Below are 13,741 nucleotides of genomic sequence, written 5' to 3'. Positions count from 1 at the left end.
GAGCAGCTCCCTTCTCTGAGAGGTTGTTTAGGTCATGCAATCGATGCTAGAACAGCGTTGATAATTTACCTAGCCTATTCTCGGCGTGTATTAACATTCATCACCGATATATGATCGACGTATGGCCACCTAACAATAAGAGCGCTACGAAATGAATCTGAGCAAGGTCGACCTCAACCTGTTTATCGTCTTTGACGCGATCTACACCGAAGCCAACCTGACCCGCGCCGGGCAGATTGTCGGCATCACCCAGCCGGCGGTGTCCAACGCTCTGGCACGCCTGCGCGAGACCTTCAACGACCCGCTGTTCGTGCGCACCGCCCAAGGCATGGTGCCCACGCCGATGGCGCAGAACATCATCGGCCCGGTGCGCAATGCGTTGTCGTTGCTGCGGGTGTCGGTGCAGGAAAGCCGCATCTTCAACCCGCAACAGGCGGCCAAGACCTACCGCATCAGCATGACCGACCTCACCGAAGCGGTGATCCTGCCGCTGCTGTTTCAGCGTCTGCGCCGCCTGGCGCCTACCGTGGTGATCGAGAGTTTCCTGTCCAAACGCCGCGAAACCACCAAGGAACTGGCCGCCGGGCGCCTGGACTTTGCCGTGGACGCGCCGCTCAACACCGATCCGCAGGTGCGCCACGTCAAGCTGATGGAAGACCGCTACGTGTGCGCCATGCGCAAGGGTCATCCGCTGGCGGGCAAGGACAAGCTGACCCTGGATGATTACCTGGGGCTGACCCACATCCATATCTCCAGCCGGCGCAACGGTCTGGGCCATGTGGACCTGGCACTGGGCAAGATGGGCCTGCAGCGCAAGATCGCTCTGCGTTCCCAGCACTACCTGATGGCCTCGCAGGTGCTGCAGCAGACCGACATGGTGATGACCGTGCCCGAGCGCTTCGCCCGCCGCCACGAACTGCATTGGTTCAACCTGCCGGTCAACGACGTGCCGCCGGTGGAAACCCATTTGTATTGGCACGAAAGCACCGACCAGGACCCGGCCAACCGCTGGATGCGTGAGCAGATGATCGAGTTGTGCCAGCAGGTCACGGCGCACGAAAAGAAGCTCGACAAGCAACAACCCTAAGGCTAGCGCCTACAGGGTTGAGCTTGACGCTTACGTCAACCTGCCATTAGCTTAGCGCCAAGACCTTCTTGAGCGCCGCCATGAGCACTACCTACAGCATCTCCGACCTCGCCCGCGAGCTCGACATCACCACCCGCGCCATTCGCTTCTACGAGGAACAAGGCCTGCTGGCTCCGGAACGCCGGGGCCAGGAGCGCATCTACTCGGCGCGGGACAAGGTCAGCCTCAAGCTGATCCTGCGCGGCAAACGGATCGGTTTTTCCCTGGCGGAATGCCGTGAGTTGATCGAACTCTACGACCCCACCAGCGGCAACCATGTGCAACTCAACAGCATGCTCGCAAAAATTGCCGAGCGCCGTGAACAGCTGGAACAGCAACTGCTGGACATCGAACAGATGAAGCTGGAACTGGACACCGCCGAAGAACGCTGCACCCAGGCCCTGGCCCACACCATGCGCCAGGCCGGCCATTGATCAGAAGGTAACTGCCATGTCACTCCCCTCACACGTCCGCCTGGTGGAAGTCGGCCCACGCGACGGTCTGCAAAACGAAGCCCAGCCCATCAGCGTGTCGGACAAGGTCCGGTTGGTGGACGCCCTCAGCGCGGCGGGCCTGAGTTATATCGAAGTCGGCAGTTTTGTATCGCCCAAGTGGGTCCCGCAGATGGCCGGTTCCGCCGAGGTCTTCGCGCAGATCCAGCGCAAGCCTGGCGTGACCTATGGTGCCCTGGCGCCGAACCTGCGCGGTTTCGAGGACGCAGTGTCGGCCGGCGTGAAGGAAGTGGCGGTGTTTGCGGCGGCATCCGAGGCGTTTTCCCAGCGCAATATCAACTGTTCCATCAGCGAAAGCCTGGAGCGCTTCGCGCCGATCATGGCGGCGGCCAAGCAGAATGGGGTCAGCGTGCGGGGTTATGTCTCGTGCGTGCTGGGTTGTCCCTATGAAGGTCAGATCGCGCCAGAGCAAGTGGCGGCGGTCGCACGGGAGTTGTATGCCATGGGCTGCTACGAGGTGTCCCTCGGCGACACCATCGGCACCGGCACAGCGGGCGCCACGCGTCGCCTGTTCGAGGTGGTCGGTGTGCAGGTGCCACGGGACAAGCTGGCGGGACACTTCCATGACACCTATGGACAGGCCATCGCGAACATCTACGCCAGCCTGCTGGAAGGGATTTCGGTGTTCGACAGCTCTATCGCGGGCCTCGGCGGCTGCCCTTACGCCAAAGGTGCCAGCGGTAACGTCGCCACCGAAGATGTGGTGTACCTGCTCAATGGCCTGGGTATCGAGACCGGTATCGACCTGGAGGCCTTGATCGGCGCGGGCCAGCAAATCAGCAGCGTGCTGGGTAGGCCTACCGGGTCGCGCGTGGCGGAGGCGCGTAACGCCGGTTGAGTAGCTTAGCGGTAAGAATGTGTTACCGCCCTGCTACACATCGAGTAACACGGGAACATATTTTGTCGTATTTGCCGTAGGCCAATCCCTACATAAAAATTATGTTATTGATTTTAAAGCATTTTTAAAAGTTGGCACGGCTTCTGCTATCTCTATGGCATAACAAGAATAAAAAGCGCCAAACCTAATAAAAATAAGACGAAACGACTCTGACATAACAAAAACAACACGGCAGAGACGCAGCTAACAGATTTTTTTGGAGAAGATGTGCTTCGCAGGGTACGGCATGCCGAAACCCGCAACCGGTTAGAGAAAAATAAAACTACCTCAGGTAGCTACCCACTGGTTGGATCGATAACGAAGAAGCAGATCAGCGCTCAAAAAAATACGTTTGCTCTTGACCCCGCATGGGGGTCGCCAAAAACAGCGGTAAAGGGTAACGGTTGCCAAAAACAACAATAGACCGCCCCTCAATAATAAAAAAAGAGCACGCAACGACAAATTAAAGGGGACCCTCGGGTCCCCTTTGTGCTTTCTGGGAATTGATAAACCCTGGCCTGGCACGCGTCAAAAAATGCAGGAGCGGGCTTGCTCGCGAATGCGGTGGTTCAGTCGATACAGGTGGCGACTGAGGCACCCCATTCGCAGCAAGTCCGCTCCACATTGGTCTTGCGTCATTAGCTAGAGCGCGTTCTTCAGCTCTTGTATTGAGATCTCGCGCATGCGGAATTTCTGGATCTTGCCCGTTACCGTCATCGGGAACTCCTCCACGAACTTGAAATGCTTGGGCGTCTTGAAGTGCGCAATGCGGCCCTTGCACCAGGTTTGCAGCTCAAGCTCATTGGCCACATGGCCTGGATGGAACTTGACCCAGGCGACGATGGCTTCACCGTAACGCTCATCCGGAATGCCGATGACCTGCACATCCGCCACTGCCGGGTGGGTGAAGAAAAACTCCTCCAGCTCACGCGGGTACACGTTCTCGCCACCACGGATGATCATGTCCTTGTTGCGCCCGGCAATGCACACGTAGCCATGGGCGTCCATGCTCGCCAGGTCGCCGGTGTGCATCCAGCCAGCGTCGTCGATGGCCTCGCGGGTGGCATCGGGGTTGTTCCAGTAGCCAAGCATCACGCTGTAGCCACGGGTGCACAACTCGCCGATCTCGCCTCGCGCCACCGTATTGCCGTCGGCATCGATGATCTTGTTTTCCAACTGCGGCTGGGTGCGCCCGACCGTGGTCACGCGGCGCTCCAGGTCATCATCCGCCCCCGTCTGCAAGGACACCGGACTGGTTTCCGTCATGCCGTAGGCAATCTGCACCTCGCTCATGTGCATCTCGCTGATCACCCGGCGCATCACTTCGATGGGGCACGTGGCGCCGGCCATGATGCCGGTGCGCAGGCTGGACAAGTCAAAGCCGCCCAGCTGTGGATGATCGAGCATAGCGATGAACATGGTGGGCACGCCGTACAGGCCGGTGGCGTGCTCTTCGGCGACGGCGGTGAGCGTCAGCAGCGGGTCGAAGCCGTCATTGGGATAGATCATGGTGGTGCCATGGGTGATGCAGCCCAGGTTACCCATGACCATGCCGAAGCAGTGATACAGCGGTACCGGGATCACCAGGCGGTCTTGCGCGGTCAGGCCCAGGCTTTCACCGACCATGTAACCGTTATTGAGGATGTTGTGGTGACTGAGGGTGGCGCCTTTGGGGAAACCGGTGGTGCCGGAGGTGTACTGGATATTCACCGCCTGGTCGAAGTGCAGGCTGGTCTGGCGGCTGTGCAACTGTTCGAGCGGGATGCCTGTCCCGAGCGCGGCCAATTGCGCCCAGGGCAGGAATCCCGGGGGCGGGCTGGGGTCTAGGCTGATCATGCCGCGCAGATCGGGGTTCAGTGCCTGCAGCATCGCGTGGTAGTCGGAGGTCTTGAATGACCCGGCGCACACCAGCCACTGGCAGCCGGACTGCTTGAGCACGTATTCCAGTTCACTGCTGCGGTACGCCGGGTTGATATTGACCAGGATCACGCCGAGCTTGGCGCTGGCGATCTGGCTGATGCACCACTCGGCGCAATTGGGTGCCCAGATACCCAGGCGGTCGCCGGTCTGCATACCCAGGGCGAGAAAGGCACGGGCGTGCAAATCGACCGTTTCGGCCAATTGCCGCCAGGTGTAACGACGCTGCTGGTGTCGCACCACCAGGGCCTCGCCATCGGGGAATTGCGCGACGGTGCGATCAAAGGCTTGGCCAATCGTCATGGCCAGCAAGGTCTTGTCCTGGGAGCCACGGCTGTAGCTCTGGTTCGGTTGATCCATAACGACCCCTGTTTGTCTTTTTTGTAGGTTGACGTAAACGTAAACTACGATTGACACCGCCGTAACGCAAGTTTACGTTAACGTAAAGGTGAGCGCCCTCCCCTGGCGCGCCCTCCACACAAAAACAAAGCTCACATTAAGGTGCCTGTCCATGAGTTACCCGTCCCTGAACTTCGCCCTCGGTGAAACCATCGACATGCTGCGCGACCAGGTGCAGTCCTTCGTGAGCAAGGAAATCGCGCCGCGCGCGGCACAGATCGACCGTGACAACCTGTTCCCCGCCGACCTGTGGCAGAAATTCGGCGACATGGGCCTGTTGGGCATCACCGTCCCGGAAGAATACGGCGGCGCCGGCCTGGGCTACCTGGCCCACGTGGTGGCGATGGAAGAGATCAGCCGGGGTTCGGCGTCGGTGGCGTTGTCCTACGGCGCGCATTCCAACCTGTGTGTGAATCAGATCAACCGTAACGGCAACCACTCACAGAAACTCAAGTACCTGCCCAAACTCATCAGCGGCGAACACGTCGGCGCCCTGGCCATGAGCGAGCCTAATGCCGGCTCCGATGTGGTTTCGATGAAACTGCGCGCCGACAAACGCGGCGACCATTACGTGCTCAACGGCAGCAAGACCTGGATCACCAACGGCCCCGACGCCAGCACCTATGTGATCTACGCCAAGACTGACCTGGAAAAGGGTCCGCACGGCATCACCGCCTTTATCGTCGAGCGCGACTGGAAAGGCTTCAGCCGCAGTAACAAGTTCGACAAGCTGGGCATGCGCGGCTCCAACACCTGCGAGCTGTTTTTCGATGACGTGGAGGTGCCGGAGGAAAACATCCTCGGCACGCTCAATGGCGGCGTCAAAGTGCTGATGAGCGGCCTGGACTACGAACGCGTGGTGCTGTCCGGCGGCCCTACCGGGATCATGCAGGCGTGCATGGACCTGATCGTGCCCTACATCCACGACCGCAAGCAGTTCGGCCAGAGCATCGGCGAATTCCAGCTGATCCAGGGCAAGGTTGCCGACATGTACACCCAACTCAACGCAAGCCGTGCCTACCTCTACGCAGTGGCCCAGGCCTGCGAGCGCGGCGAGACCACGCGCAAGGATGCGGCCGGGGTGATCCTCTACAGCGCCGAGCGCGCCACGCAAATGGCCCTCGATGCGATTCAGATCCTCGGTGGCAATGGCTATATCAACGAATTCCCGGCCGGGCGCCTGTTGCGCGACGCCAAGCTGTATGAGATCGGCGCCGGCACCAGTGAAATCCGCCGGATGCTGATCGGTCGCGAACTCTTCAACGAAACCCGCTGAAGGAGCGCACCATGGCCACCTTGCATACCCAACTCAACCCGCGCTCGGCGGAGTTTGCCGCCAACAGCGCGGCGATGCGCCAACAGGTCGACGCCCTGCACAGCCTGCTTGCCCACGTGCAACAAGGCGGCGGCGCCAAGGCCCAGGAGCGGCACACCTCACGCGGCAAACTGTTGCCTCGTGAACGTATCAATCGGTTGCTCGATCCCGGCTCGCCGTTTCTTGAACTCAGCCAATTGGCCGCCCATCAGGTGTATGGCGAGGACGTACCCGCCGCCGGAGTGATTGCCGGGATCGGCCGGGTGGAAGGCGTCGAATGCATGATTGTCGCCAACGATGCGACGGTGAAAGGCGGCTCCTACTACCCGCTCACCGTGAAAAAACACCTGCGCGCCCAGACCATCGCTGAGCAGAACCGCCTGCCATGCATCTACCTGGTCGACTCCGGCGGCGCCAATCTGCCGCGTCAGGACGAGGTGTTCCCCGACCGCGAGCACTTCGGGCGGATCTTCTTCAACCAGGCCAACATGAGTGCACAGGGCATTCCGCAGATTGCGGTGGTGATGGGCTCGTGCACCGCCGGTGGCGCCTACGTGCCGGCCATGGCGGATGAAGCGATCATGGTGCGCCAGCAAGCCACCATCTTCCTCGCCGGGCCGCCACTGGTGAAAGCCGCGACCGGTGAAGTCGTGAGTGCCGAAGACCTCGGCGGTGCCGATGTGCACTGCAAGATCTCCGGCGTGGCCGATCACTATGCCGACAGCGATGAACACGCGCTGGCGCTGGCCCGGCGCAGCGTGGCCAACCTCAATTGGCGCAAACAGGGCGGGTTGCTGCAACGTACGCCCGTGGCGCCGCTTTACAGCAGCGAAGAGCTGTACGGCGTGATCCCCGCCGACGCCAAGCAACCCTTTGATGTGCGCGAAGTGATCGCGCGGCTGGTGGACGGTTCGGTGTTCGATGAGTTCAAGGCGCTGTTTGGCACCACGCTGGTATGCGGCTTTGCGCACTTGCACGGCTACCCGATTGCGATCCTGGCCAACAACGGCATCCTGTTTGCCGAAGCCGCGCAAAAAGGCGCGCACTTTATCGAGTTGGCGTGCCAGCGCGGGATTCCCCTGCTGTTCCTGCAGAACATCACCGGCTTCATGGTCGGCCAGAAATACGAAGCCGGTGGCATCGCCAAGCACGGCGCCAAGCTGGTCACCGCAGTGGCCTGCGCCAAGGTGCCAAAGTTCACCGTGATCATCGGCGGCAGCTTTGGCGCCGGTAACTACGGCATGTGTGGCCGCGCCTATGACCCACGCTTCTTGTGGATGTGGCCGAATGCACGCATTGGCGTGATGGGCGCCGAACAGGCCGCCGGCGTGCTGGTGCAGGTCAAGCGTGAGCAGGCTGAGCGCGTCGGCGTGGGTTTCAGCGCCGAAGAAGAAGCCGCGATCAAGCAGCCGATCCTCGACCAGTACGAAACCCAGGGCCACCCCTACTATTCCAGCGCACGCCTGTGGGACGACGGTGTGATTGACCCGCTGCAGACCCGAGACGTGCTGGCCCTGGCCTTGTCCGCTTCGCTGAATGCCCCCATCGAGCCGAGCCGCTTCGGCGTGTTCCGCATGTAACCTGCAGGAGCGAGCTTGCTCGCACCTACAGGAGACCTCTTATCATCATGGAGCTCCCTGCATGAGCGATTTCAATACCCTCGAACTGATCACCGACCGTCGTGGCTTTGCCACGCTGTGGCTCAGTCGCGAAGCCAAGAACAACGCGTTCAACGCCGAAATGATCCGCGAACTGATCATCGCCCTCGACCAGGTGCAAGGTGATTCATCATTGCGTTTTCTGGTGCTGCGCGGGCGCGGCAAACACTTCAGTGCCGGGGCCGACCTGGCCTGGATGCAGCAATCCGCCGAGCTGGATTACCACACCAACCTGGACGATGCGCGCGAACTGGCGGAGTTGATGTACAACCTGGCCAAGCTGAAGATTCCCACCCTCGCGGTGGTGCAAGGCGCGGCCTATGGCGGTGCGCTGGGGTTGATCAGTTGCTGCGACATGGCGATTGGCGCCGACGATGCGCAGTTCTGCCTGTCGGAAGTGCGTATCGGCCTCGCACCGGCGGTGATCAGCCCGTTCGTGGTACAGGCCATCGGCGAGCGTGCAGCGCGGCGCTATGCGCTGACCGCTGAGCGCTTCGGCGGCCAGCGGGCACGGGAGATCGGTTTGTTGGCAGAAAGCTATCCAGTCGACGAACTGGATCAACAAGTCGAGCAATGGATCGCCAACCTGCTGCAGAACAGCCCGGCGGCAATGCGCGCCAGCAAGGACTTGCTGCGCGAAGTGGGCCACGGCGCCCTCACCCCGGCCCTGCGCCGCTATTGCGAAAATGCCATTGCGCGCATACGTGTCAGCCCTGAAGGCCAGGAAGGCCTGCGTGCCTTCCTGCAAAAACGTCCACCCAGCTGGCAATCCCAGGAGCCGCGTTCATGAGCACGTTGACAACTCTGCTGGTGGCCAACCGTGGCGAGATTGCTTGCCGGGTAATGCGCACCGCCAAGGCCATGGGCCTGACCACCGTGGCGGTGCACAGCGCCATCGACCGCGATGCGCGCCATAGCCGCGAAGCGGATATCCGTGTCGACCTGGGCGGCAGCAAGGCCACTGATAGCTACCTGCAAATCGACAAACTGATCGCCGCAGCCCAGGCCAGCGGCGCCCAGGCGATTCATCCGGGTTACGGCTTTTTGTCGGAGAACGCCGGTTTTGCCCGCGCGATTGAAGCGGCTGGTTTGATCTTCCTCGGCCCACCCGCCTCGGCCATCGACGCCATGGGCAGCAAATCGGCCGCCAAAGCACTGATGGAAACCGCCGGCGTGCCTCTGGTACCGGGTTACCACGGCGAAGCCCAAGACCTGGAAACCTTCCGCGCAGCCTGCGAGCGCATCGGCTACCCCGTGCTGCTCAAGGCCACGGCCGGTGGTGGCGGCAAGGGCATGAAGGTGGTGGAGGATGTCAGCCAGTTGGCCGAGGCCCTGGCCTCGGCACAGCGCGAGGCGCTGTCGTCCTTCGGCAACGGGCAGATGTTGGTGGAAAAGTACCTGCTCAAGCCACGTCACGTGGAGATACAGGTGTTTGCCGATCAGCACGGGCATTGCCTGTATCTCAATGAGCGAGACTGCTCGATCCAGCGTCGCCACCAGAAGGTCGTCGAAGAAGCCCCGGCACCGGGATTGAGTGGTGAACAACGCAAGGCCATGGGCGAAGCCGCCGTGCGTGCGGCCCAGGCCATCGGCTATGTCGGCGCAGGCACCGTGGAGTTCTTGCTGGACGCGCGTGGCGAATTCTTCTTTATGGAGATGAACACGCGGCTGCAGGTGGAGCACCCGGTGACCGAGGCGATCACCGGCCTGGACTTGGTGGCCTGGCAGATCCGTGTCGCCCAGGGCGAGGCGTTGCCGATCACTCAAGAGCAAGTGCCGCTGACGGGCCATGCGATCGAAGTGCGGCTGTATGCCGAAGACCCGACCAATGACTTCCTGCCCGCCACCGGACGCCTGGCGCTGTACCGCGAATTCGCACCGGGGCCGGGGCGTCGTGTGGACAGCGGTGTCGAACAAGGCGACAGCGTGTCGCCGTTCTACGATCCCATGCTCGGCAAACTGATTGCCTGGGGCGAAGACCGTGAGCAGGCGCGATTGCGGTTGCTGGCCATGCTGGATGAGTTTGCCATCGGCGGACTCAAGACCAACCTGGGCTTTTTGCGGCGCATTATCGGGCATCCAGCGTTTGGGGCAGCCGAATTGGATACCGGGTTTATTCCGCGCTATCAGGAGGAGTTGCTGCCGGCCCCAGGGGACTTGAGTAATGAATTCTGGCAGGCGGCCGGATCGGCATTCATACAGAGTTTGCCGCCGGAAGATGGGCCTTGGGGGGATAAGCGCGGATTTCGTGCTGGGTTACCTGCCGAAGTGTCGTTGCACTTGAGCTGCACTGGCCAGGATCGATTGGTGACGCTGGCCGCGGATGCGCCGCCATTGCGCGGCGAGCAGCTGCTGATCGAGCGACAGGGCGTACGTCGCAGCCACCTGGCAGTGCGCAGCGAAGGCAGTGTGTTTTTGCGCTGGGACGGCGAGATGCACGGCGTGACGCTGTTCGACCCGATTGCGGCCGTTGAGGCCAACCAGTCGCACCAGGGCGGCCTGACGGCACCGATGAACGGCAGCATCGTACGTGTGCTGGTGGAGGTGGGCCAACACGTCGACGCCGGCACGCAACTGGTGGTGCTGGAGGCCATGAAGATGGAGCACAGCATTCGCGCGCCCCAGGCTGGAGTGGTCAAGGCGTTGTTCTGCCAGGAAGGTGAAATGGTTGCAGAAGGTTGCGCGCTGGTGGAACTCGAACCGGCCGGTTAGAACTTTGCCATGGCCTGAACCACGACGCCAAGGATGTGGCAGTCGTCAGTGAAGGGCTGCTTTGGGTAGGTGGGATTGAGCGGCACCAGGTAGAGCTGGCCGCTTTCTTCCAGCAACTGGCGGAAGGTCGCCTGGGGGTTCGCAGCTCCTTGGGCGACCACCAGTTTACCGGGCTCGGCCTTGATGGCCGGGTCGACCAGGATCATCATGCCCGCGCTGACGCTCAGGCCGCTGGGCGCGGTCATGGCGTCGCCTGTGACCGGCAGCCAGAAAGCGTCGCCCTGGGCATGATAATCGCTCAATTCGAAACGGGCCGCGCCATAGGTCGCCCGCTCTTCGCGGACCTCGCACAGCCCTTTCCAATCGCTGACCGGGTAGCGGAAATACGGGTTGTAGTTTTTCTCCGGAAGCGCTTCTTCGGCCCGCTCGCGAATATCCAGCGCAACTTCCAGGTACCCCAGCCCCAGCGCCGTCAGTACCCGGTTCATGTCCGTCAGGTTCGGCGCACGGCGCTTGTTGAGCCAGTGGCCAACGCCGCCCTGGGACATGCCCAGGCGTTCAGCCAATTCACCCTGCGTGACCTTGCGGTCTTCCATGTTGGCCTTGACCAACGCTATCCAGTTATCCATAGGAGCTGACAATACGTCATGCAGTGTTCAGGGCAATAAACAGTTTGTAGTAATCCATAAAACGACACAAATACGATACGTACTATCATCGGACATAAGGTTTTCGACACCCACAACAGAGTACCGCCCCTTATGACGACCAGCCCGCATCTGCTACCCGAACCCCCAGAAGAACACGACCTGCACGTGCTACGCAGCAGCGGTGCCGCCCGGCGCGCATTGGACTTTTACTTGAAAGAGGAGATGTCGGCAGCAGCCCCTGACGACGCCCTGTTCGCCATCAAGCCAGGCATCAGCCAGGAGGAAGCCCTGGTGCACGCCTCGGACTTGTTGCGCAGTGCCGCAGCCACGGCCTATGAATCAGCGAACAACCATCAGGGCAATCATCGCGACCTGGCGTTTTCGGTGGTGTATTTGATTGATATGGCGAAGGCGATGGTGGAGCGGTCGTTGCAAGTGCCAGCGGCTCACGCGAACGGATAACAGGCACAGAGAAAAATATTTCTATCTGACGGATAAAAACATTTGACTTGCAAATGATAATGATTATTATTGGACCTAGCTGATCGCGAGATCAGTCGATAGACCAAGGGACCTTAGGTCGGACTCTTGGAATATCTCCTCATCAGGCTAATCACGGTTTTTGACCCGGCTCTTTGGCCGGGTCTTTTTTTTGCCAGTTTCCCTGGCATGGCTTCAGGCTAATGAAGACTGTGTGTTGCTTGATGACGCGCATGGTAGCAAAAGACCATCGTCAAAAGAAAGCCAGTCGACCGCTCTAGCCCAGATCTTTGCGAAATAGCGCTTGAGAATCAATCTCATAGATTCTAAGCTGCTGCGGCGTCAAGGATGACGCCCCCTCCCCCCGTGCAACAATTTTGCATCCAGTCTTTACCGGACTCCTGTGTAATATAGCCGCCACAACACTCATAATCAGGCAACCAGACTATGACCGTGGCCTTGACCTCCATCAAGATCAGCACCGACTTCGACAGTGGCAATATCCAGGTACTGGATGCCCACGATTCCCATCAGTTGTTGCTGGCAATCAAACCCGACACCCGTAGCCAACATTACCAGTGGTTTCACTTCAAGGCCGAAGGCATGCACGTGGGCCACACCCACACGTTTCGCCTGAGCAATGCGGGCAAGTCGTCCTACCCGCACGCGTGGAGCGGCTACAACGCCGTGGCCTCCTACGACAATATCAACTGGTTTCGGGTGCCCTCGCGCTTTGATGGGGAAATCCTGCATATCAGCCTTGAGACCCGCGAGAAGCACGCCTGGATTGCCTATTTCGAACCCTACAGCCGTGAGCGCCACGACTGGCTGATCGAGCAGGCCCTGACTCGCGCCGGCACCCAATTGCTGGCGACCGGTAAAAGTGTCGAAGGTCGTGATATCCAACTGCTGCGTCGCGGCAAAGGCGGCAAAGGCCGCCGCAAGGTCTGGATCATCGCCCAACAGCACCCCGGCGAACACATGGCCGAATGGTTTATGGAAGGCATCATCGAACGCCTGCAACAGGACGGTGACGCCGAGCTGAAAAAACTGCTGAAAGTCGCCGACTTGTACCTGGTGCCCAATATGAATCCGGACGGGGCGTTCCATGGCCACCTGCGCACCAATGCCGCGGGCCAGGACCTCAACCGTGCGTGGCAGAGCGCCAGCCAGGAGATCAGCCCGGAAGTGTTGTTCGTGCAACAACAGATGGAGAAATACGGCGTAGACCTGTTCCTCGATATCCATGGCGACGAGGAAATCCCCTACGTTTTCACCGCCGGATGCGAAGGCAACCCCGGCTACACGCCGCGCATCGAGACGCTGGAAAAACACTTCCGCAGCCACTTGAGCAGCCTGACCCGCGACTTCCAGACCACCTACGGCTACACCCGCGACCTGCCGGGCGAAGCCAACATGACCCTGGCGTGCAATGCAGTCGGTCAGCAGTACGACTGCCTGTCCCTGACCCTGGAAATGCCCTTCAAGGACAACGACGACGCCCCCAACCTGCTCACCGGTTGGTCAGGTAAACGTTCGATGCAACTGGGCAAGGATGTGTTGAGCAGCGTAGCCGATATCGTCGACGTCTTACGCTAAACCGAGTCGGCGGGCACCCGCCGACAATCCTCGGGCCCCAGCAAGCGCCCATCCGCCGAGCGCAACTCCAGCGCTCGCAGCGGCTCGCCGTTGGCGCGGTCCACCATCACCGAATGCTTCTCCTCTGCCCCATAGAAAAATCCCTCGCCCCACTGCCGCAATCCGATGATTACATGGAACAGGCCTCGACCCTTTTCCGTCAGGGCGTACTCCTGATACGCACTGCCATCCGACGCCGGCACGATCTCCAGCACCCCATGGGCGACCAGGCTGCGCAAGCGCGTGGACAAGATGTTCTTGGCCATTCCGAGGCTGCGCTGAAACTCACCAAAACGGCAAATCCCGTCGAATGCATCGCGAATGATCAGCAGCGACCAGCCATCGCCAATTGCGTCCAACGAGCGCGCCACCGGGCATTCGGCGCTTTCAAAGCGGGTGAGCTTGACCATCGGGCTGCCTGTCGTCGACCATTTATATAGTTGCAATATAAAACCAG

12 protein-coding genes are annotated in these 13,741 nt (G+C 60.5%); 9 read left to right on the top strand and 3 right to left on the bottom strand.

The window, feature by feature from the left end:
- Positions 1 to 151: 151 nt before the first annotated feature.
- From BMZ57_RS04925 to BMZ57_RS04915, 3 genes are all read left to right on the top strand, one after another.
- Positions 152 to 1,087 (top strand): LysR family transcriptional regulator, encoded by a 936-nt coding sequence (locus BMZ57_RS04925; protein WP_010209472.1) that lies wholly within the window; start codon positions 152 to 154, stop codon positions 1,085 to 1,087.
- An 80-nt stretch (positions 1,088 to 1,167) separates the two neighbouring features.
- Positions 1,168 to 1,560 (top strand): MerR family transcriptional regulator, encoded by a 393-nt coding sequence (locus BMZ57_RS04920; RefSeq protein WP_010209471.1) that lies wholly within the window; start codon positions 1,168 to 1,170, stop codon positions 1,558 to 1,560.
- A gap of 16 nt (positions 1,561 to 1,576) precedes the next feature.
- Entirely contained in the window at positions 1,577 to 2,476 is a 900-nt protein-coding gene (locus BMZ57_RS04915) for a hydroxymethylglutaryl-CoA lyase (protein WP_069672529.1), read from the top strand.
- A 681-nt stretch (positions 2,477 to 3,157) separates the two neighbouring features.
- Here the strand turns inward: BMZ57_RS04915 and BMZ57_RS04910 are convergent.
- Entirely contained in the window at positions 3,158 to 4,792 is a 1,635-nt protein-coding gene (locus BMZ57_RS04910) for an AMP-binding protein (protein ID WP_010209469.1), read from the bottom strand.
- Between the two features lie 151 nt (positions 4,793 to 4,943).
- Between BMZ57_RS04910 and BMZ57_RS04905 the strand changes: the two genes are divergently transcribed.
- From BMZ57_RS04905 to BMZ57_RS04890, 4 genes are all read left to right on the top strand, one after another.
- Positions 4,944 to 6,107, top strand: a complete 1,164-nt coding sequence (locus BMZ57_RS04905; protein ID WP_010209468.1) for an isovaleryl-CoA dehydrogenase — start codon at positions 4,944 to 4,946, stop codon at positions 6,105 to 6,107.
- A gap of 11 nt (positions 6,108 to 6,118) precedes the next feature.
- Complete coding sequence (locus BMZ57_RS04900) at positions 6,119 to 7,726, top strand: carboxyl transferase domain-containing protein (protein WP_010209467.1); 1,608 nt, start codon at positions 6,119 to 6,121, stop codon at positions 7,724 to 7,726.
- 61 nt (positions 7,727 to 7,787) lie between these two features.
- Complete coding sequence (locus tag BMZ57_RS04895; protein WP_010209466.1) at positions 7,788 to 8,594, top strand: gamma-carboxygeranoyl-CoA hydratase; 807 nt, start codon at positions 7,788 to 7,790, stop codon at positions 8,592 to 8,594.
- Positions 8,591 to 10,516 carry an acetyl/propionyl/methylcrotonyl-CoA carboxylase subunit alpha gene (locus BMZ57_RS04890; protein ID WP_069672528.1) on the top strand — a complete coding sequence of 642 codons (1,926 nt, stop codon included), beginning with the start codon at positions 8,591 to 8,593 and terminating at the stop codon, positions 10,514 to 10,516. The genes BMZ57_RS04895 and BMZ57_RS04890 overlap by 4 nt, the downstream gene beginning before the upstream one ends.
- Here BMZ57_RS04890 and BMZ57_RS04885 read toward each other — a convergent pair.
- Positions 10,513 to 11,145: a LexA family protein gene (locus BMZ57_RS04885; RefSeq protein WP_021492804.1), complete on the bottom strand. Its 633-nt coding sequence runs from the start codon at positions 11,143 to 11,145 to the stop codon at positions 10,513 to 10,515. The two genes, BMZ57_RS04890 and BMZ57_RS04885, sit on opposite strands and share 4 nt — an antisense overlap.
- A gap of 132 nt (positions 11,146 to 11,277) precedes the next feature.
- On the opposite strand from BMZ57_RS04885, the gene BMZ57_RS04880 reads away from it, so the two are divergent.
- Positions 11,278 to 11,628 carry a DUF6124 family protein gene (locus BMZ57_RS04880; RefSeq protein ID WP_047540811.1) on the top strand — a complete coding sequence of 117 codons (351 nt, stop codon included), beginning with the start codon at positions 11,278 to 11,280 and terminating at the stop codon, positions 11,626 to 11,628.
- 465 nt (positions 11,629 to 12,093) lie between these two features.
- A complete protein-coding gene (locus tag BMZ57_RS04875; RefSeq protein WP_021492805.1) occupies positions 12,094 to 13,245 on the top strand; it encodes a M14 family metallopeptidase in 1,152 nt (383 codons plus the stop codon).
- Here the strand turns inward: BMZ57_RS04875 and BMZ57_RS04870 are convergent.
- Positions 13,242 to 13,694 carry a winged helix-turn-helix transcriptional regulator gene (locus BMZ57_RS04870; protein WP_021492806.1) on the bottom strand — a complete coding sequence of 151 codons (453 nt, stop codon included), beginning with the start codon at positions 13,692 to 13,694 and terminating at the stop codon, positions 13,242 to 13,244. The two genes, BMZ57_RS04875 and BMZ57_RS04870, sit on opposite strands and share 4 nt — an antisense overlap.
- Positions 13,695 to 13,741 lie beyond the last annotated feature (47 nt).

Origin of the sequence: Pseudomonas simiae (genome assembly GCF_900111895.1) — a bacterium.
Classification (GTDB): Bacteria; Pseudomonadota; Gammaproteobacteria; order Pseudomonadales; family Pseudomonadaceae; genus Aquipseudomonas; species Aquipseudomonas simiae.
Note: the sequence above shows the minus strand (reverse complement) of the source record. Positions and strands in the feature narration are given on the sequence as shown.